At 72.7% G+C, this 19662-nt stretch carries 21 protein-coding genes; 9 read left to right on the top strand and 12 right to left on the bottom strand.

Going from position 1 to position 19662, the window contains the following annotated elements:
• From EXE46_RS03945 to cofD, 9 genes are all read right to left on the bottom strand, one after another.
• Positions 1–180 carry an HVO_2753 family zinc finger protein gene (locus EXE46_RS03945; protein ID WP_049930276.1) on the bottom strand — a complete coding sequence of 60 codons (180 nt, stop codon included), beginning with the start codon at positions 178–180 and terminating at the stop codon, positions 1–3.
• 130 nt (positions 181–310) lie between these two features.
• The gene (locus EXE46_RS03940) at positions 311–1546 is read right to left on the bottom strand and encodes a tripartite tricarboxylate transporter permease (RefSeq protein ID WP_137687200.1); all 1236 of its coding nucleotides are present in this window, start codon (positions 1544–1546) and stop codon (positions 311–313) included.
• A gap of 79 nt (positions 1547–1625) precedes the next feature.
• Entirely contained in the window at positions 1626–1835 is a 210-nt protein-coding gene (locus EXE46_RS03935) for a hypothetical protein (protein WP_137687199.1), read from the bottom strand.
• 1 nt (position 1836) lies between these two features.
• Entirely contained in the window at positions 1837–2013 is a 177-nt protein-coding gene (locus tag EXE46_RS16765) for a hypothetical protein (protein WP_158413923.1), read from the bottom strand.
• Positions 2014–2111: 98 nt separating this feature from the next.
• Positions 2112–2306, bottom strand: a complete 195-nt coding sequence (locus tag EXE46_RS03930) for a 30S ribosomal protein S17e (protein WP_137687198.1) — start codon at positions 2304–2306, stop codon at positions 2112–2114.
• 78 nt (positions 2307–2384) lie between these two features.
• The gene (locus EXE46_RS03925; RefSeq protein ID WP_137687197.1) at positions 2385–3047 is read right to left on the bottom strand and encodes a DUF447 domain-containing protein; all 663 of its coding nucleotides are present in this window, start codon (positions 3045–3047) and stop codon (positions 2385–2387) included.
• On the bottom strand, positions 3044–4093 hold the full coding sequence (locus EXE46_RS03920; RefSeq protein ID WP_137687196.1) for a triphosphoribosyl-dephospho-CoA synthase: 1050 nt from the start codon (positions 4091–4093) through the stop codon (positions 3044–3046). The genes EXE46_RS03925 and EXE46_RS03920 overlap by 4 nt, the downstream gene beginning before the upstream one ends.
• Positions 4090–4950 (bottom strand): tRNA-dihydrouridine synthase, encoded by an 861-nt coding sequence (locus tag EXE46_RS03915; protein WP_137687195.1) that lies wholly within the window; start codon positions 4948–4950, stop codon positions 4090–4092. The genes EXE46_RS03920 and EXE46_RS03915 overlap by 4 nt, the downstream gene beginning before the upstream one ends.
• A complete protein-coding gene (cofD, locus tag EXE46_RS03910) occupies positions 4947–6029 on the bottom strand; it encodes a 2-phospho-L-lactate transferase (RefSeq protein WP_137687194.1) in 1083 nt (360 codons plus the stop codon). Before cofD ends, EXE46_RS03915 begins: the two co-directional genes overlap by 4 nt.
• Positions 6030–6171: 142 nt before the next feature.
• Between cofD and EXE46_RS03905 the strand changes: the two genes are divergently transcribed.
• Positions 6172–7635, top strand: coding sequence for an APC family permease (locus EXE46_RS03905; protein WP_137687193.1), 1464 nt, complete (start codon positions 6172–6174; stop codon positions 7633–7635).
• Between the two features lie 3 nt (positions 7636–7638).
• Entirely contained in the window at positions 7639–8289 is a 651-nt protein-coding gene (locus tag EXE46_RS03900) for a TrkA family potassium uptake protein (RefSeq protein ID WP_137687192.1), read from the top strand.
• A gap of 105 nt (positions 8290–8394) precedes the next feature.
• Here the strand turns inward: EXE46_RS03900 and EXE46_RS03895 are convergent, their stop codons facing one another.
• On the bottom strand, positions 8395–9333 hold the full coding sequence (locus EXE46_RS03895; RefSeq protein ID WP_137687191.1) for an isoaspartyl peptidase/L-asparaginase: 939 nt from the start codon (positions 9331–9333) through the stop codon (positions 8395–8397).
• 167 nt (positions 9334–9500) lie between these two features.
• Here EXE46_RS03895 and EXE46_RS03890 point away from each other — a divergent pair, with 167 nt between their 5' ends.
• The 3 genes from EXE46_RS03890 to icd all read left to right on the top strand — a co-directional run bounded on the left by EXE46_RS03890 (position 9501) and on the right by icd (position 13557).
• On the top strand, positions 9501–11030 hold the full coding sequence (locus EXE46_RS03890; protein ID WP_137687190.1) for an HTTM domain-containing protein: 1530 nt from the start codon (positions 9501–9503) through the stop codon (positions 11028–11030).
• 51 nt (positions 11031–11081) lie between these two features.
• Entirely contained in the window at positions 11082–12092 is a 1011-nt protein-coding gene (locus tag EXE46_RS03885; RefSeq protein ID WP_137687189.1) for a glycosyltransferase, read from the top strand.
• Positions 12093–12294: 202 nt separating this feature from the next.
• Positions 12295–13557, top strand: coding sequence for an isocitrate dehydrogenase (NADP(+)) (icd, locus tag EXE46_RS03880; RefSeq protein WP_137687188.1), 1263 nt, complete (start codon positions 12295–12297; stop codon positions 13555–13557).
• A 183-nt stretch (positions 13558–13740) separates the two neighbouring features.
• On the opposite strand, the gene EXE46_RS03875 is transcribed toward icd, so the two are convergent.
• On the bottom strand, positions 13741–14154 hold the full coding sequence (locus EXE46_RS03875; RefSeq protein WP_137687187.1) for an Lrp/AsnC family transcriptional regulator: 414 nt from the start codon (positions 14152–14154) through the stop codon (positions 13741–13743).
• Positions 14155–14250: 96 nt separating this feature from the next.
• On the opposite strand from EXE46_RS03875, the gene carA reads away from it, so the two are divergent.
• A complete protein-coding gene (gene carA, locus EXE46_RS03870; protein ID WP_137687186.1) occupies positions 14251–15312 on the top strand; it encodes a glutamine-hydrolyzing carbamoyl-phosphate synthase small subunit in 1062 nt (353 codons plus the stop codon).
• A 168-nt stretch (positions 15313–15480) separates the two neighbouring features.
• The gene (surE, locus tag EXE46_RS03865) at positions 15481–16377 is read left to right on the top strand and encodes a 5'/3'-nucleotidase SurE (protein ID WP_137687185.1); all 897 of its coding nucleotides are present in this window, start codon (positions 15481–15483) and stop codon (positions 16375–16377) included.
• Positions 16378–16415: 38 nt separating this feature from the next.
• Here surE and EXE46_RS03860 read toward each other — a convergent pair whose 3' ends face one another.
• Positions 16416–16655 (bottom strand): hypothetical protein, encoded by a 240-nt coding sequence (locus tag EXE46_RS03860; protein WP_137687184.1) that lies wholly within the window; start codon positions 16653–16655, stop codon positions 16416–16418.
• 402 nt (positions 16656–17057) lie between these two features.
• Between EXE46_RS03860 and EXE46_RS03855 the strand changes: the two genes are divergently transcribed.
• Positions 17058–18830 carry a glutamate--tRNA ligase gene (locus EXE46_RS03855; RefSeq protein ID WP_137687183.1) on the top strand — a complete coding sequence of 591 codons (1773 nt, stop codon included), beginning with the start codon at positions 17058–17060 and terminating at the stop codon, positions 18828–18830.
• A 99-nt stretch (positions 18831–18929) separates the two neighbouring features.
• A complete protein-coding gene (locus EXE46_RS03850) occupies positions 18930–19259 on the top strand; it encodes a ferredoxin family protein (protein WP_137687182.1) in 330 nt (109 codons plus the stop codon).
• Positions 19260–19662: the final 403 nt, after the last annotated feature.

Genomic DNA, 19662 nt, shown 5'->3' with positions numbered 1-19662 from the left:
TCAGGGCCCCCGGAAGCCGCAGTCGTGGCACTCGTAGAGGTTGCTCTGCTTCCGGCACTTCGCGCACCGGTAGATCGTGGCGCCGCAGTCCGGACAGGAGAACTGCGCGGCGTTCATGCCGGACACCTGAATCCCACAGGAGACGCACTGCGGGGTGGCTTGGGAGTCGCTCTGGCTCATACACGTACTCACCGGCGGCGACTTTTAACCGTTGTTCTTTGCCCCGGAACGGGTCGTGCGCCCCGGTACCGTCCCGCTCGAATGAAGTCGGGCCGGCCGCGGGCGGTCAGTTATCCCCTTCGACGACCCGTCAGCCGACGATCAGCGGCCCGATCAACACGCCCATCAGGTGGACGCGCCGCGCGCCGACCCGCGGCGGGACGAGGCCCAACGCGCCGGCGACGAGGAGGACCCCGACGCCGAACGCCCCGGCGAACGCGTACGACACCACGGCGAGCAGCCCCAGCACGCCGACCGAGAGCCGGGTGTAGTCGGCGTTGCCGACGGTCCGGAGGTACGGGTCGCCGACCAGCACGACCAAGGCGAACCCGAAGCACGCCGCAATCGCGGCCGCGACGAGGAGCATCGGCAGCGCGAACGGCACGCCGGCCCGGTCGACCGCGACGGTCACGCCCGTCCGCGGGGTTCCGAGCGCCACCAGCGCGAACAGCGCGAAGATCGTGTTCGCCGTGTTCGCGCCGCTCGTCGCCACGACGAACCCGCGGTCGGCCGACTCGCGCGGCACCGCGGGCATCGCGGCGACGGCGGCGATGGCGGCCGAGACGCCCGGCACGTAGCCGACCACCGCGCCGGCGAGCGAGCCGGCGCCGGCGCTCGTCCCGAGGTCGCGCGCGTCCATCGCGATCCGGGGGTCGGCCTGCGGCGGGACGCCGTCGCCGCCGAGCGCGTCGACGAGGACGGGAACGCCGAACAGCCCGGCGAACAGCGGCGCGAGGACGCCCCCGGTCGACAGCGGCGCGGCGGGGTCGGCGTCGAGCGTCGCGAGTCCGAGCGCGGCGCTCGCGAGGAACGCCAACAGCCCGCCGACCGCGGCTCGCCGCGACGACTCCGTGAGCACGAGCAGGGCGACGACGCCGCCGAGCAGCAGCGGGAGGTGCGCGCGCAGCACCGGGTACCACCGCACCATGAGCCACGTGATCGGGACCGCCAGCGGCACGGCGAGCGCCACCGCCAGCCCGGAACCGAGCGCGGAGAGCCGGACCGCCTCGCGGCCGCGCCCCGCGATCACCAACCTGTGTCCGGGGAGCGCGGCGACCGCGGTGGCCGCGTCGGGCACGCCGAGCGCGAGCGCGGGGACGATGTCGAGGAAGGAGTGGACGACGCCCGCGCCGAGCATCGCGACGCCGACGAACAGCGGGTCGGCCGGCACCGACGGCGCGAACCCGGCGAGCAGCAGCGCGAAGTTGTTGGCGTGAAGCCCCGGGACCAGCCCGCTCGCGGTCCCGAGCGCGACCCCGCCGAGCAGGAACGCGAGCGCGCCGGCCGCGAACGCCGGGTCGACCACCGGCCGCACGAGCGCGTCCATCGAGGCGGGATGGCCGCGGCTCCGGACTTAAACCGTCGGGGCGGACGCGGTCGAATCAACTCCCGACCGCCGCCGGAGTTCACTCGTCGCGCGCGCTCACCAGCAGCGCAACACCGGTTATCGATATCGTCGCGCCGAAGACGATGAGGCCGAGGTACGCGACGGCTATCGTGCCCATGTCCTGAATGGCAGCGTGGTATCGATCGGTCGCGTGCGCGAACAGCAGCAGGGTGCCGAGTGCGCTCGTCGCCAGCCCGAGCGCGCTTACCGTCAGTCCGGTCTTCCTCATGTCACCGACTCACCCGTGGCGCCGCGAGTTCGCACCCCAGTCCGGCGACGAGGCTGACTCCGGCGAGGACCCCGAACGCCCGCGAGGGGGAGGCGTTCGTCCGCGGCGGTTTGAACAACGGCGCCAACGGCAGCGACTGGACGCCCGTCGCGAACAGGAGGGATATCGCTCGCTTCATTCCCGTCTGTCTGCCGCCGGAGAGAACGTAAAACCGGCGGACAAGCTCGACGGGTTCGCGCTCCGGTCCCGAGAATACGCGTCGTTCGAACCGAGCGGTTACGCCGTCTGCGCGTCGTTCGACTTCTTGCGCGTGACGTAGCCGGCGATCCGGTTGCGGACTCCCTTCGACTCGACGGTCGTCAGGGCCGTGACGCTCTCCTTGTTCGTCTCGAAGTCGGTGTTGAACGAGTCGGGATACCGCTCCAGCAGGACGTTCCCGAGCTGCTTGATGTACTTGGGTTTGATGGCCATACCGAGCGATACCGGAGGGCCGAACTAAAAGGGTTCGTTCCGCCGCGAGCGGCCGCGAGCCGGAGTTGCGGCGGGTTCCTACGGCTCGTCCGAGCGCTCCCGCCACCCGGTCGCCTCGTCGATCCGCGCGAACGCCTCGCGCTCGGCCGGCCCGCCGCAGCGCTCGACCACGTCGGCGAAGTAGCGCAGCCGGTCGAGCAGCTCGGCGGCGTCGAACCTCGGCACGTCGAGCCGCGAGGCCGCCACCGTGGCGTCGACGACCGCGCCGAACCCGCGATTCACCGTCGGCACGCGCTCGCTCAGGATCTCGGACTCGACCGGCGTCAGCTCCCACGTCCGAATCGTGGTGTCCCCCTCGGTCTCGGCCGCGACCTCCTCGGCACGCACCTCCACCCACGCGTCCGCGCTCGGCAGCACCGCCTCGTCGACCTCGCGGACCGTCAGCGCCGCGTCGACGAACGTCCGCGGGTCGACGGTGAACTGGACCACGCCGCCGCCGCGTTCGGCGAAGTTCCGCCACGTCCGGGTCCGGCCGTAGGTTCGCGCGGTGACGGGACCGGCGGGCTCGCCGTCCGCGTCGGTCTCCGGCGCGTGGAGCCCGAGCGCCGCGACGTTCCACCGGTCGTTCGGACCCAGCGTCGTCACCACTGACTCCGTGACGCCGCGGAGCGGGACCGGCCAGCCCTCGGGAGCGGCGCGTTCAGGGACGGCATCTCCGTGGTCCGCCGTCCCGTCGCTCACGGCGGCACCTCCGCGCCGCGCCGGAGCGCGACGAACAGCGCCGCGCAGGTGAGGTCGGCGGTCGTGCCGGGGTTGATCCCCTCCGCGACGAACTCCTCGGCGAGCGACTCCGCGGCGTCGAGGTCGGCGCTGTGAACGGCGTCGACATCAACCGCGGTCACGTCGCCGAGCGGGCCGCTCGGATCGCCCTCACCGGTCTCGTCCGGCCGCAGGATCGCCCTCGCTCGCCCGCTCGCCTCGCGGGCCGTCTCCGCCCCGCGCGTCGACGCGACTAGGGTGTCGGGTTCGGCGGCGAGCAGTCCGAGGAACGCCCGAGCCGCCCGGTCCGCGAGCGGCCCCTCGTCGGTCAGGATCCACTCCGCCGCGCGGAACGTCCGCGGGAACCCCTCGACCCACTCCGCCGCGTTGCGGTCGGGGACGCGGTCCGGGTCGGTCGAGTCGGTCGTCGCTCCCGAGTCGACCGACTCCGCGGACAGCGCCAGCACGTCGCGGAGGGTCGCGTCGCGCTCGCGGAGCGCGGGTTCGGCGTCGCTCCCGCGGCGCACGTCGAGGTCGGCCGCGCCTTCGGGCGGGTCGTCGACGGCGACGTCGACGGCCTCGAACGCGCGGTAGAACGCGACCGCGTCGTCGACGGTCGTCGCGCGACAGACCGCGTCGAGGTCGGCCGGGGCGAGCTCCCGGCCGGGATCTGCGGCCGCCCGGACCAGCGGGACGAGCAGGAGCAGGCAGCCGAACTGCGTGTTCGTCCCGGCGCGCGCGGCCATGCCCGACACGGCCCGCTCGAAGGCCTCGCCGATCGGGGGCGGCGCCCGGCCCTCGCTCTCGGGGACCGTCGCCGCCAGTTCGAGCCCACGTCGGGCGCCGACGGCGCCGCCGAGGAACGCCTCGAACCGCAGGTCGTCGAGGTCGCGCCGCCGGTCGACGTTCCCGGGCTTCGGCGTTCCGGCGACCTCGACGAGGAGCGCGAGCGTCGCGTCGTCGACCGGATCGGTCGCTCCGGCCGACGGCGCCGTCGCGTCCCGTTCCGGCGACGAGCCGCCGGTCACGGCCGGGCCCCCGGTTCGGGACTCGACTCGTCGGTTTGCTTCCGCAGTCCTCCCGCCCGCCACTCCGCCACCGCGTCCGCGACGCGCGCGAGGACCGGTGGGTCCTCCGTCGGGCGTCCCACGCTCACCGCGTCGGCGCCGTACGCGGCGTACTCGGCCACCGTCTCGCGCCCGCGGATGCCGTTGTTGGCGACGAGCGTCAGGTCGGCGAGGCCGTTCGCGTCGTCGTCGGGCGCCGCGGCGACCGCGGCCGCGAGGTCCGCGAGCACCGCCTCCGAGTCCATCGCGTCGACGTGGAGCCAGTCCGCGCCGGCCGCGGCGACCCGCTCCGCGACGGCGACGAGGTCGACGCCGGGCACCTCGGCGCGGACCTTCACGCTCGTCGTCGCGCCCGTCTCGGCCGCGGCGGCGACGTGCTCGGCGAGGCGGTCGGGATCGCCCAGCAGCGACTCGCCGCAGCCGACCGCGCGCAGCTCGGGCTGCCGGCAGTGGGCGTTGACCTCGCAGACGGCGCCGCGGTCGGCGCAGATCCGGGCGACCGCTCTGACCGGCTCCGGGGTCGCGCTCCGGACGTTGATCCCGGGCCGAACCGGCGCGTCCGCGACCGCGTCGAGCTGGTCGGCGACGAACGCGAGCGGGTCGGCGGGGAGGAACTCGTCGCGGCCGCGCGCGACGAGGTCGCGGGCGGCCGCCCGGCTGGGGGAGTCGAGCGCGACCCCGCCGAGGAGCGCGACGTCGACCTGCCCGGCCGCGGCGCAGGCCCACTCGGCGTCCGCGGCGCCGCTGAGGCTCGCGGCGACGAGGAACGGGTCGCCGCCGCGGGCGGGCACCTCGCTCTCGGCGGCACGCTGGGTCACTCCGCGCCCTCCCGCGGCTGCGACGCGTCCGCCGCGTCGCCGCCGGCCGCGTCGTCGCCGGCCGCGTCGTCGCCGACCTCGCGAAGCGCGCGCTCGCAGGCACGGGCGACGCGCTCGGCGTCGTCCGCGTCGTCGATCCGCGTGTCCGTGCGCTCGACGCGCCGGTCGAGTTCGGTCGGGTCCGCCTCGTCGAGGACGAACGCGTCCGCGAACGGGTACGCGTCGGCCACGCCCGCCGTCGAGGGCTCGCGCCCGACGCCCGCCATCAGCTCCGCGGCCGGGCCGGAGAACACCTCGTCGCCGACGAACGGCGAGACGGCGACGACGGGCGTCTCCCGGAGCGCGCGCTCGAAGCCGGGAAACGCCAGCATCGGCCCGAGGCTCGTCACGGGGTTCGACGGGCCGATGACGACCGGATCCGCGAGGGCCTCCAGCACCGCGTCGGTCGGCTCGGCGTCCTCGGCGCCCCGGAACTCGACGTCCGCGACCGCGGGCTCGCCGCGGTGCGCGACCCAGTACTCCTGGAAGTGGAGCGTCTCGCCGGCCTCGGTGTGGATCAGCGTCGCGACCGGGTCGTCGGACATCGGGAGGAGGTCGACGTCGAGGTCGAACGCGTCCGCGAGCGTCCCCACCGCCTCGGTGAGCGACTTTCCCTCGTCCAGCAGGCTCGTGCGCGTGAGGTGGACCGCCCGGTCGCGGTCGCCGATCTCCATGAACTCGCCGACCGCGGAGAACCGCCGCCAGCGGGCGATATCGCGGCCCGCGGTCTGGGCGTCGTCGTCGAGGTATCGGGGCGCGCCCGGCTCGCCGTCGATCGCGTCGCCCGCGGCCGCGGCGAGCCGGGACAGCTCCTCGTGGGTCGCGGTCGTGTCGCCGTCGATCCCCCACCACGTCTCGCGGTCGAGGACGCCGCCGCCCGCGAACAGCACGGTGTCGACGTCCGGGCAGACGAGGTGGCCGCCGAGCTCGACGTCGTCGCCGGTGTTGGCGACGACCGCGGTCTCGGCCGACTCGAACACCCGGGCCGCGCCGTCGAGGAGCTTCGGCGTGCCCGTCCCCCCGGCGAGGAAGGTTACCATACCGGCGCAAGGCGACCCCCGGATTTGTATCCTCGCCTCCGCGGGCGACGACCCGACGGCCCGCCGCGTGCGGCCCCGTCGCCATCCGGTCCGACGGTCTCCGGCCAAACAACTATTCGCGTGGGAACGGTTGGGTACCACGATGAGTGCCGGAGATCGCGCCCCGGCGGCCGAGCTCGGACTGCTGGACGCGACGATGATCGGAATGGGGGCGATGATCGGCGCCGGGATCTTCGTGCTGACGGGGCTCGCGGCGGAGATCGCGGGGCCGGCGGCGATCCTCGTGTTCGTGTTCAACGGGATCGTCACGGCGTTCACCGGACTCTCGTACGCCGAGCTCGCGGCGTCGATCCCGAAGTCTGGCGGCGGGTACGCCTTCGTCCGCGAGACGTTCGACGACCTCCCCTCGTTCCTGATGGGGTGGATGCTCTGGTTCGCCTACATGATCGCCGGCGGCCTCTACGCGCTCGGGTTCGCGCCGAACTTCCTGGAGCTGCTCCACGTCTACGGGATCACCGCGGCGCCCGGCGAGGTCGGCGCCCTCGCGGTGCCGCTGCTCCCGGTGTCGGTCCCGGCGGCCGTGGGGCTCGCGCTCGTCGCGGTCGCGCTCCTCGTGACGGTCAACGCCCTCTCGACGGCCGCCAGCGGCAGCGCGGAGACGATCTTCACGGCGGTCAAGGTCGCCATCCTCGTCGTCTTCGTCGCCTTCGGGTTCCTCTCGGCCGGCGGCGGCGGGGAGACGAGCTTCACCTTCCAGCAGTTCGACCCGCTGTTTCCGGCGGGGAACTCGGCGTTCTCGATCCTCCCGGCGATGGGACTGACGTTCATCGCCTTCGAGGGGTACGACCTCATCACGACCGTCACCGAGGAGGTCGAGAACCCGCGCGAGAATATCCCGCGGGCGATCTTCTACAGCCTCGGCGCCACCGTGATTGTCTACGCCCTGGTGGTCGTCGTCGCCATCGGCACCCTCGGCGCCGAGGGGCTCGCGGAGGCCGGCGAGGCGGGGATCGCGGCGGCCGCGACCTCGTTCATGCCCACGGGCCTCCCGATCATCCAGAACGGGGGCGCGCTGATCGTGTTCGGCGCGGTCTTCTCGACGCTGACGGCGCTGAACGCGGTCGTCATCGCCTCCTCGCGGGTCGCATTCTCCATGGGCCGGGAGGGCCAGCTGCTCCCCCGGATCGGCCGCATCCACCACCGGTACGGCACGCCGTTCCTCGCCATCCTCGTCAGCGCGGTCGTGATGCTCGGATCGGTCGCCCTGCCGACCGAGAGCGCCGGTAACGTCTCCAGCCTCTTCTTCCTGCTCTCGTTCATCGTCGTCAACGGGGCCGTGATCAAGCTCCGCCGCGAGCGACCGGACATGCGCCGCCCGTACGAGATGCCGTACTACCCCATCCCGGCCGTGCTCGGGATCGCCCTGAACCTCCTCCTCACCGGCGTCCTCGTGGTGTACCTCGTCCGGACCGACCCGCTCGCGCTCGCGTTGAGCGTCGGCTGGATCCTCGCCGGCGTCCTCGCGTACTACGCCCTGCGGGGTCGCGGCGAGGGACCCGCCGCCGATCCGACGGACAGTTCTAATGCGGAGGCCGGTGACGGCTGATCCATGGACGGGAACTTCCGGATCGTCATCGCCGGCGGCGGTCGCGTCGGGAACCGGGCCGCCCACATCCTCGACGACAGGGGCCACGACGTGACCGTCATCGAGCGGGACTCCGAGCGGGCCGCGGCGCTCAGCGACGACTACGTCGCCACGGTGATCGAGGGCGACGCCACGCGGCCGGGGGTCCTCGAACAGGCGGGGTTAGAGCGCGCCGACGTGGTCGCCGCGCTGACGAGCCAGTCGGGGACGAACCTCGCGGTCTGCCTGCTGACCCGCGAGCTCGCCCCGGACACGCAGACCGTCGTCCGCACCGAGAGCGAGCCGGGCACCGAGTTCGACCGCTTCGTCGACGAGGTGATCTACCCGGAGCGCGCCGGTGCGCGCGCGGCCGTCAACGCCATCGAGCCCGACGTGAGCGCCCTCGAAGACGTCACCGGCTCCCTCGACATCCTCGAACTCCACGTCGCCGAGGGGGCGCCGGTCGCCGGGCGCTCGCTCGACGAGGTGGCGCTGCCCCGCGGCAGTCTCGTCGTCTCCGACGCCGCCGGCGACACGCTCGCCGGTCCCGAGACGGTGCTTTACCCCGAGGAATCGTACCTCGTCGCCGTCGAGCCGTCGGTCGTCGACGAGGTGCTGAACCTCTTCCGCGGGTAGGCGCCGACGGGACGCGCCGACCCGCGGACGGGGCGACGCGCCGACCGGCGGAGGGAGCAACGCGCCGACCAACAGACCGGGCGACCCGGCGCCCTGTCGCTCGCCTCACTCGTCGAGCGCGACGCTCGTCTGCATCCCCTCGGTGTTGAACGCGCTCCCCGCGGCGTCCGCGCCGGTCGCGTCCGGGTCGAGGACGATGACGCCCGCGCCCGATCCGGTGATCGACTCGAACTCGTCGATCGCCCGGTCCGCTGCGGCCTGCGCGCCGAGCCCGTCGTCGAGGTGGTCGACGGCGCGCCGCGAGAGGGTGACGCGCGCGATGTCCTCGCCCGCGCCGGTGGCGCTCGCGCCGCCCGCCTCGGTACAGAAGAACCCCGAGCCGACCTGCGGCACGTCGCCGACGCGCCCCGCCAGCGCGAACGACCGCCCGCCGGTCGAGGTGACGGCGGCGACCCGGTCGCCGTCGGTCGCGACGGCGCCGACGGTGTCGTGGTCCGGGGCGCGGCCCGACTCGCCGCTCGTCGCTCCGTCGCCGTCCGACCGCTCGCCCGCCTGATCGTCGCCGGAGCCGAAGCGCGAGGCGAGCCAGTCGAGGTGCTCGCGGGGATCGCCTCGGGGCGGGTCCTCGGCCTCGTACCGCTCGCGTTTCTCGTCCGTGAGCAGGTCGACGCCGGTCTCGACGCCGAACTCGTCGGCGAGCTCGACCGCGTGCTCGCCGGAGACGAAGACGTGCGGCGTCTCCGAGCGGACGACGCGGGCGACGCTCGCCGCGTGTTCGACGCCGGGCATCGAGCAGGCCGCGCCGATCTCGCGGTCCGAGGTCATCACGCCGGCGTCGGTGCGGACGACGCCGTCCGACTGGACCGCGCCGCCGACGCCCGCGTTGAAGCGGGGGTCCGATTCGAGGACGCTGACCGCCGACTCGACCGCGTCGAGCGGCGTCCCGCTCTTGGCGCCGCGCGTGGCCGCCTCGTCGAGGACCGCCTGTCTGGGCTCCGGCTCGTCCGGGGCGCCGCCGGCCCCGCCGTGAACGATGACTCGCATACCGGTGGCACCCGCGGCGGCCACATAAGCGCCCGGAAGCCGGCGACCGCGGGGGTCGCGACGCGACCGCGACGGCCCGACGGCGGTCGCCTCGCGGCCGCCCGGGACCCCGGACGCACGCCGGCGCCGCAAGACCTATTCCCGCCGCTCGGCGATCCGAGGGCATCGTGACGACAGCCGACGCCGGTGACGCCGACTCCGGAGCGGGCGCGGTCCCCCGGCTCCGCGCCGCGCTCCGACGCCGGTTCGGGGTCGACGCGCGCGCCTTCGCCGCGTTCCGGATCGCGCTGGGGGCCGTCCTCCTCGTCGACCTCGCGCTCCGTGCGCGAAACCTCGGGGCCTTCTACACCGACGCCGGCGTCCTCCCCCGCGCGGCGCTCGCGGGCGCGTACCCCCTCGGCGCCCGCCTCTCGATCCACGCCGTCTCCGGCGAGGCGTGGGCGGTCTCGCTGCTGTTCCTCGTCGCCGCGGCCGCGGCCGCCGCGCTCGCGGTCGGCCACCGGACCCGCGCCGCGACCGCGGTCTCGCTGGTCCTGCTCGCGTCGCTTCAGGCCCGGAATCCCTTCGTCCTCAACGCGGGTGACACCCTCTTGCTCCAGCTGCTGGGCGCCGGACTCCTCTGCCCGCTCGGCGCTCGGTGGTCGCTCGACGCGGTGCGGCGCCGGGAGACCGAGGCCCCGGAACCGACCGCGGTGGGAGCGAGCGGCCGCGTCGCCGGTCCCGCCGCGGCGCTCCCCCTGGCCCTCGTCGTCGTCGTGTACGTCTCCAACGCGGTCGTGAAGCTCCGCGGGACCGCGTGGCCCGCGGGAGAGGCCGTCGAGCGCGTCTTCCGGCTCACGTACCTCCACGGCCCGTTCGGCGGCGTCGTGCCCGAGTGGTCCCCGCTGCTCGCGGCGGCCACCTACGGCTGGCTCGCGCTCGTCGTCGCCTCGCCGCTGCTCGTCGCGGCCGCCGGTCGGCTCCGGGCCGCGCTCGCAGGGACGCTCCTCGCGGCGCACCTCTCGATGGCCGTCACGCTCCAGATCGGCGTCTTCCCGCTGGTCTCGGCGGCCGCGCTGCTCCCCTTCTTCCCGCCGTCCGTCTGGGACCGCGTCGAGCGCGCGGTCGCCCCGACCGCCGACCGGCTCCGTCGCGGCGCGGCGGACCGGCTCCGGTCGCCGGGGCCGACTCCGGAGGGCGGGCCGGTTCGCGCCGTCCGCGAGCGGGCCGCGGCCGCGGTGCCCGTCCTCGCCGCGGCCCTCCTCGTCGCGCTCGTCGCGTGGAACGCGATGGGGCTCGGGCTCGTCGAGACCCCGGACCCCGTCGCGTCGGTCGCCGACCCGACGGAGGGGGGCTGGGACATGTTCGCGCCGAACCCGCCCGCGACCGACGCGCTCGTGCTGGCGACCGCGACGACCGACGACGGCGAGCGGCTCGACGCCCTCTACGGTGACCGCGTCGCGCGCGACCGACCGCCCTCCGACGCCCGGGCGTACCCCACCGCGCGCTGGCGGAAGCTCCTCACGCTGCTCGCGGACGACCCCGAGCCCGACCGCGTCGAGCCGCTGCTCGCACATCTCTGCGACCGCGCCGCAGGGCTCGCCGACGCCGAAAGCGGTCCGATCCGGTCGGTCACCGTCTCGGCGGTCGACGTGGACGTCACCGACGGGGAGACGCGGGTCGACGAACTGGGGACGCGCTCGTGTCCGGGGTCGTGAGCCGCGGCTCGACCGCCGTTGTTTATACGTGAACCGCACGAAGCGGGGGGCGTGACAGCTTCGGAACCGACCGACCCCGCGCCGGTCTCGGTCCTACTCCCGACCGTCCGCTGGACCGACGCGTGCGACGAAGTGGCCGAGCAACTGCGCGGTCCGGGGGCGTTCGACGGCGAGAACGGAGGCGACACCGGCGGCGATGGCGGCGGTGGCGGCGACCGCGCCGCCGACGAGCTCCTCGTGATCTGCGACTCGCCGGACGACCCGGTCGCGGCGCGCCGCGGCGACCTCCCCGACCGCGTCCGCCTCCTCGTCGCGGGCGAGCCGGAGGGGTGTTCCGGGAAGGCGAACGCGATCGCGGCCGGGATGGAGGCCGCGGCGAACGACCGGATCGCGTGGACCGACGACGACTTTCATCATCCGCCGGAGTGGCTGGCGACGCTCGACGCCGACTACGACCGACGGGGGCCGACCACGGAGGTCCCGGTGTTCGTCGGCGAGGACCCGCTCGCTCGGCTGTTCGAGCCGGCGTACGTCATCGGCGGGACGCTCGCGGTGTTCGCGGCCGGCGTCGCGTGGGGCGGCGCGGTGATATTCGAGCGCGACGACCTCCGCGACGGGGAGGCGGCGTTCCTGCGCGACCTCCGGCGGACCGTCAGCGACGACGGGACGCTCACGGAACACGTCGACGTCTCGGCGGTCGACCGGACGCGCCACGTCCCCGCCGGCGGCTCGCTCCGGGGGTCGCTGGAGCGGTTCGTCCGCTTCCTGACGATCACTCGGTACCACGCCCCGGCCGCGACCGCGTTCAACGCCGTCTTCGGCGTCGTCATGGCCGCGCTCTGTCTGCTCGCGCCGTTCGCGGGGGTGTCGCTCGTCACGGCGCTCGCGGGGGCCGCGTACGCCCGGTTCGGGATCCGCCGCGCGACGTTCCTGCTCGCGGCGCCCGGCGTGCTGATCGCCCCGCCGCTGATGGCGTACGCATTCGCCCGCCGAACGTTCGTCTGGGGCGGGCGGCGCTACCGCTGGCGGTCGCTGTTCGACGTCGCGGTCGAACCGGTCTGAGCCTCGGTCGGCGGGGTCCCCTCGGCGAGGCATCGCGGGACGCGTCCGCGGGGCGTCACGGGACGAGTCGGCGAGGCATCGCGGGACGCGTCCGCGAAGCGTTTCGCGGGCCGGCCGGCGAGAACCGGCAAGCCCTGCGAGCGCGACGCTCACGCCGAAAACGGCAGGCACTTTAGGGGGCCACATGAATCCACGAACGTTCATGAGCTACGACAAGGTCGACGTCCCCGACGACGGCGAAGCCATCACGCTCGCCGACGAGGAGACCGGCGAGCTGAACGTTCCCTCGAACCCGATCATCCCGATCATCCACGGCGACGGGATCGGCACCGACGTCGGGCCGGCCGCACAGCAGGTACTCGACGCCGCCGCCGAGGAGACGGGCCGCTCCATCGAGTGGATGCGCGTCTACGCCGGCTCGTCCGCCCGCGAGAAGTACGACGAGAACCTCCCCGAGGACACCGTCTCGGCCATCCGCGACCACCGCGTCGCGATCAAGGGCCCGCTGACGACGCCGGTCGGCGCCGGGTTCCGCTCGCTGAACGTCGCGCTCCGGCAGACGCTCGACCTGTACGCGAACGTCCGTCCCACCTACCACCTCGAAGGCGTCCCGTCGCCCGTCAAGAGCCCCGAGGAGATGGACATGGTCACCTTCCGGGAGAACACCGAGGACGTCTACGCCGGCGTCGAGTGGGAGGCCGGCACCGACGAGGTCGAGCAGGTACGCGACTTCCTCGAAGACGACATGGGCATCGCGGACGTCATCCACGACGGCCCGGTCGGCATCGGCGTCAAGCCCATCTCCGAGTTCGGCTCGAAGCGCCTCGTCCGCGAGGCGATCGACTACGCGGTCGCCAACGACCGCGACTCGGTCACCCTCGTCCACAAGGGGAACATCATGAAGTTCACCGAGGGCGCCTTCCGCGACTGGGGCTACGAGGTCGCCGAGGAGGAGTACGGCGAGGACGTCATCACCGAGGACCAGCTCTGGGAGGAGCACGACGGCGAGCGGCCCGAGGGCACCGTCGTCGTCAAGGACCGCATCGCCGACAACATGCTCCAGCAGCTGTTGACCCGCACGGACGAGTACTCCGTCATCGCGACGATGAACCTCAACGGCGACTACATGTCCGACGCCGCCGGCGCGCAGATCGGCGGCCTCGGCATCGCGCCGGGCGCCAACTTCGGCCACGGTCGCTGTCTCGCCGAGCCGGTTCACGGCTCCGCGCCCAAGTACGCCGGCGAGGACAAGGTGAACCCCACCGCGATGATCCTCTCGGGCCGCGAGATGCTCGACTACCTCGGCTGGAAGGACGCCGCTGACCTCGTGCGCGACGCCGTCGAGGAGACCATCGCGTCCGGGAAGGTCACCTACGACCTCCACCGCCAGATCGAGGGCGGCGAGAAGCTCGCGACCAGCGAGTTCGCCGACGCCGTCGTCGAGAACATCGAAAAGCTGTCGTAAACGGTTCCCTACGCCGGAAATAACGGATCTCCGGGAAGATCGGATCTCCGGGACGATCGACGAGCTGGCGGAAGCCAGCCGACTCGCGATCGAGTGGCACCCTCGTTTTTCCCTCTCGGCGACCGTGTGAGCCACTCGAAGGCACGGGCCACCCCGGGACGGTCGAAATGGGTCGCCGCTCGCTTAGCCCAGCCGCTCGTCGAGGATGAGCCGCGTCTTCGTCGATTTGACCTCGTCCATCTCCCTCGCTTGCGTGATCAGTTCGTTGACGGCGCGCGTGTCGACCGCGTCGACGACGAGGACGATGTCCTCCTCGCCGGACACCTGCCAGACGAAGTCGACCTCCTCCCACTCCACCATCCGCTGGCCGACCGCGTCGGTGTTGACGTTCATCTCCACCGAGATCTCGATCATCGCCTTCACGTTGCCGGTGCGGGTCGTGACCGTGAACCGCTCGATCACGCCCTCGTCGGTCATCCGGTCGACGCGGTTGCGCACGGTCCCCTCGGAGGTCCCCACCCGGTCCGCGATCTCCGTGTACGGGGTCCGCGCGTCCCGCCGCAGGATCGAGAGAATCCGTCGGTCGAGGTCGTCCATACTCCCCGTCTCTCTCCCGCCGCCTTACTCGTTACGAATATCGTAACGAACCTTCGAACGACGCATTTATTAGCCACTGCGCGTACGTTTCTCGTAATGTCGGACGCCTACATCGCGCTGGCCGACGGCCGCGTGCTCGAAGCGCGCGCCCGTGCGCCGGGGCGGACCCGCGGCGAACTGGTGTTCACGACCGCGTACACCGGCTACGAGGAGTCGCTCACCGACCCCTCCTACGCCGAGCAGGTACTCACCTTCTCGTACCCCCTCATCGGGAACTACGGCGTCCGAACCGAGCGGTTCGAGTCCGAGTCGGTCCAGCCGCGCGCGGCCATCGCCCGCGAGCTGACCGACGACGTCGCCGACTGGCTCGCCGGGGAGGACGTCCCGGCCGTCGACCACGTCGACACCCGCGAGATCGTCACCACCGTCCGCGAGGAGGGCACGATGGCCTGCGGGATCGCCGCCGGTCCGGATGCGACCCCCGAGGACGCGGTCGACGAGATGGAGGCGTGTAAGCCGATGAGCGACCACGTCGACATCGGCGCGCAGGTGTCGGTGACGGAGCCGACCGTCCACGAGGGCGGCGGCGACGTCGACGTGGCCCTGCTCGACTGCGGCGCGAAGGGCTCGATCATCTCCTCGCTCACCGAGCGCGGCGCGGACGTCCACGTCCTCCCGTACGACGCGACCGCCGAGGACGTGGCCGCCGTCGACCCCGACGTGCTCTTCGTCTCGAACGGCCCGGGCGACCCGGAGAACTTCGTCGCGGCCCAGGAGGTCGTCGACGACTTCGCGGGCGAGCTCCCCCTCGCGGGGATCTGTCTCGGCCAGCAGGTGATCACGAGCGCGCTCGGCGGCTCGACCGAGAAGATGGCGTTCGGCCACCGCGGCGTCAACCAGCCCGTCAAGGACCTCCGCACCGACAAGGTCGTGATGACCACGCAGAACCACGGCTACACGGTCGACGACACCGGCCCGCTGGAGGTGACGCAGGTGAACGTCAACGACGACACCGTCGAGGGGCTCGACAGCGAGGAACTCGACGTGATCACCCGCCAGTACCACCCCGAGGCGAACCCCGGCCCGCACGACTCGCTCGGCTTCTTCGACGAGGTGCTCGACCTAGCGACCTCGTCGCGCCGCGTCACAGCCGACTGAGCCGGCGGTCCCCCGTCCTGTCGCTGCCGCGCCCTTCCGACTGACCGTTCGGAGTACCACCCGGCCGACGCCCGCGACGCGCGCCGACCCTCGCCGACGCTTTCTCTCACGGTCTCTACACGCGCCCGGACCGGCGACGTTTTCTCCCGTCCCCGCGCACGGTGTCGTATGCCAACCGAGATCCTGCTCACCAACGACGACGGGATCGACGCCGTCGGGCTCCGGGCGCTCGCGGACGCGCTCTCCCGCGACTACGACGTGACGGTGGTCGCGCCCGCGACCAACCAGTCCGGCGTCGGCGGTGCGCGCTCATGGTGGGAGACGACGGTCGACTACACCGAGACGGACCGCGGCTACGCGGTCGAGGGCACCCCCGCGGACTGCGTCGCGGTCGCGGACGTGGCGCTCGAACTCGACCCCGACGTCGTCGTCTCCGGCTGTAACCACGGGCCGAACATCGGCGCGCACATCCTCGGGCAGTCAGGGACCGTCGGCGCCGCGATGGAGGCGTCGTTCCTCGGCACGCCCGCGGTCGCGGTGTCGCTGTACGACCGCGGCAACCTCCCCGTGCCGCCGACGCTCGACAACGGCGACTTCGCGCTCGCCGGCGAGGTCGTCGCCGACCTGATCGACCGCGCCGAGGCCGGGAGCGGCGGCGACGGGGAGGGCGCCCTCGAACTCCCGTTCGGCGCCGACGTGCTGAACGTCAACGTCCCGGCCGCGGACGACGAGGCGGCGGCGAACCCCACCTATCGGCTGACCGAGCCCGCACGCGGTTTCGACGTGATCGAGTTCCGCCCGGGCGAGGAGGGACCGGACGAGGAGAACGTCCCCGAGGGGTGGGAGTTCGGCGAGCGGCGCGGCGAGATGGGGATGGAGCTCCGCGACCGCTTCTGGCGGGAGTTCCTGCGCGGCGACGTCCCGGACGACCCCGGGTCGGACCGCCGCGCGGCCGTCGAGGGCGAGGTGAGCATCTCGCCGCTGTCGAGCTCCCGGTCCGTCGCGGGTGAGAAGGCGGGCGAGCTCGTCGAGTCGGCTCGGGGCGCGGAGACGGGCGCCGATTAGCTCGACGCCGGGTCGCCGGCAGCGGGGGACGACAAGACTCAGCGGCGTCGGGGAGGTCGTCGGCCGCTGCCGGCGAACTCCGCGGCGAGGCGCCCGAGGTACCACACGACCACGAGGCCGAGGCCGAATCCGGCTCCGGCCGCGGCCAGGAGCTGGACCGGCGACGGGTCTAACTGGAGGGCGATAAGCGGCGGGGAGACCGTGACGATTCCGAGCAGGACGAGCCTGATCTTCCGGTTCCCGGCGTCTCGCTCCGCCTTGGAGATGGGTCCTACCACCGCGATCCCCTCCGCGTTCCGACGACCGCCGACGCGACGCTCATGCCCCGACCACGGCCCCGGCGACCATCAAGGCGACGAACCGGCTCGTCCGGCTCCGACGCCTCGTCCTCGCGACGACCGATCGCTCCGGTGGGCTCCGCTCGCAGAAAAGCCTCTCGACCGTTCACGCCGGTAGCGGGCCGTTTCCGGCGTGAACGGTCTGGGCCGTTTAAGCCCATCCGGCCGCTCGTCTCTGGTGCCCCTACCCGCCGTCCCGGGTCGACGGGAGCTGCGGCCGCCGCCGTCGCGGACCGCTCCCGTCTCGGACCCGTCGGCGCGCACTCGCTTCGACGACGCCCGGGACCCGCCCCTCCCCGCCGTTTCGCGGCGTTTTTGACCCGACCCCGAGAAGTCACGATCATGGACGACGAACTCCGCGAGCGCGTCGCGGCGGCCGGCGAGGCCGCGGCGCTCTTCAACGCGCTCAAGCACGGCAGCGACCCGGACGTGGGCGCGATCATGGGTCCGATCATGGGCGAGAACCCCGAGTTCCGCCCGCACGGCGACGAGATCCCGGGCGTCCTCGCGCCGGTCGTGAACGAGGTCGGCGAAATGGACGAGGCGGCCCGCCGGGAGCGACTCGGCGAGCTCGCGCCCGAGAAGCTCGCGGAGCTTGAGGCGGATGACGAAGCGGACGAACACGTCCTTCCCGACCTCCCGAACGCCGAGGAGGGAGAAGTCGTGATGCGCGCCGCACCGAACCCGAACGGCCCGTGGCACGTCGGCCACGCGCGCATGCCCGCCGTCATCGGGACGTACAAGGAGCGCTACGACGGCGAGTTCATCTGCCGGTTCGACGACACCGACCCGGAGACGAAGCGGCCCGATCTGCACGCGTACGACGCCATCCTCGACGACATCGAGTACCTCGGCTTCGAGCCCGACCGCGTGCTGAAAGCGTCCGACCGGCTGGAGACGTACTACGACCACGCCCGCGAGCTGATCGACCGCGGGGGCGCGTACACCTGCTCGTGTTCCGGCGACGAGTTCTCCGAGCTGAAGAACGCGGGCGAGGCGTGCCCGCACCGCGAGAAGGACGCCGAGACGGTTCGCGAGGAGTTCGCGGCGATGGTCGACGGCGAGTACGGCGCCGGCGAGATGGTCCTCCGCGTGAAGACCGACATCGACCACAAGAACCCCGCGCTGCGCGACTGGGTCGCCTTCCGGATGATCGACACGCCGCACCCGCGCGAGGAAGCGGCCGACTACCGCTGCTGGCCCATGCTCGACTTCCAGTCCGGCGTCGACGACCACCTCACGGGCGTCACGCACATCATCCGCGGCATCGACCTTCAGGACTCCGCGAAGCGCCAGCGGTTCGTCTACGACTACTTCGGCTGGGAGTACCCCGAAGTCCTCCACTGGGGCCACGTTCAGGTCGACGAGTACGACGTGAAACTCTCCACGTCGACGATCAAACAACTGATCGCCGACGGGGAGCTGACGGGGTGGGACGACCCGCGCGCGCCGACGATCCGGTCCATGCGCCGCCGCGGGATTCAGGGGCAGGCCTTGGTCGACTCGATGACCGAGCTCGGGATGTCCACCTCCGACGTCGACCTCGCGATGTCGTCCGTCTACGCGAACAACCGCGACCTGGTCGACGACGGGGCGAACCGCTACTTCCTCGTCCGCGACCGCGAGGACGCCCCCGCGGTCGAACTCCCGATCGTCGACGGCGACGCGCCCGCGCCCGACGCCGGGCACCCGCCGCTCCACCCCGATCACCCGGACCGCGGCGACCGCGAGGTGCCGGCCGGGCGGATCGCGATCGAATCGCCGGACCTCCCGCCCGAGGGCGAGCGCGTCTGGCTCAAGGGGTACGGCTGCGTCCGCTACGAGGGCGACGAGCTGGCGTTCCTCGACGCCGACATCGACGTGGTCCGCGAGGGCGACGTGGACGTGGTCCACTGGGCGCCGGTCGAGGAGGGGCTCGACACGCTCCTCCGAACCGTCTCCGCCGACGTCCGCGGGGTCGCCGAGCCCGCGCTCGCCGACGTCGACCCCGACGCGGTCGTCCAGTTCGTGCGCGTCGGCTTCGCCCGGATCGACGCGTTCGACCCCGAGGCGACCGACGAGGAGGACGGCCCGAACGGCTCCGAGGATCTCGTGGCGTACTACGCGCACCCGTAGTCGGCGTTCCGCTACCCGACCGACGGAGGGGTTCCCGTCCGTCCGACCGAATCTTCTCGTCGCGGAGTTTAAACCCGCGACCGTCGAACCACGGGTAAGATGGCCATCGATCCGAACTTCGAAACGAACCGCGAGCGGGTCGGCGAGGAGGACGGCGTCGCCGTCTGGGGCCCCGTCGAACCCCCCGAGAAGCAGGGGATTCGGGGCACCCACGTCGCGGTCGACTTCGACATCTGTCTCGCCGACGGCGCCTGTCTGGAGGACTGCCCGGTCGACGTGTTCGAGTGGGTCGACACGCCCGGCCACCCCGAGTCCGAGCGGAAGGCGAACCCCGCCGACGAGGACCAGTGTATCGACTGTATGCTCTGCGTGGACGTCTGCCCCGTGGACGCGATCGACGTCGATCCCGGGCGCGAGAACCGGATTTAGATATTCGCGTGCGCTGACGCGGCGTCAGCAGTCTGGATTTCCGCCGTTCGGTACGATGTAGTTGCTGCTAAGAACGCGACTGTCGAAGCCCCAGTCGCTCGCTACGACGCAGTCTCCACTAGGAACACGACCGCCGAAGCCCCAGTCGGGAGGCAGACAGACGCTCGTTGCGCTCCTCGTCGCTCGCTTCGCTCGCTCCTGCGGTGCTTACGTCGCCTCTGTCTGCCTCCCGACTGCCCCTTCGAGTCCCGCCCATCCGCGACCGCACAGCACCTCACGCCTCCCCAGCCTCGTCGGCGGCTCCCGATGGTCGCCGCCGACTCCCTCGCGCGTGCGATTCGCGCCCTTCGGGCGCTCGTCGGCACGCGCCACTGCGTCGATCACTCGCGGGTCGCGTGCCTGT

Source organism: Halorubrum sp. GN11_10-6_MGM, assembly GCF_005435165.1.
Lineage (GTDB): Archaea > Halobacteriota > Halobacteria > Halobacteriales > Haloferacaceae > Halorubrum.
The sequence above is the reverse complement of the archived record's forward strand: the minus strand, read 5'-3'. Positions and strand labels throughout refer to the sequence as shown.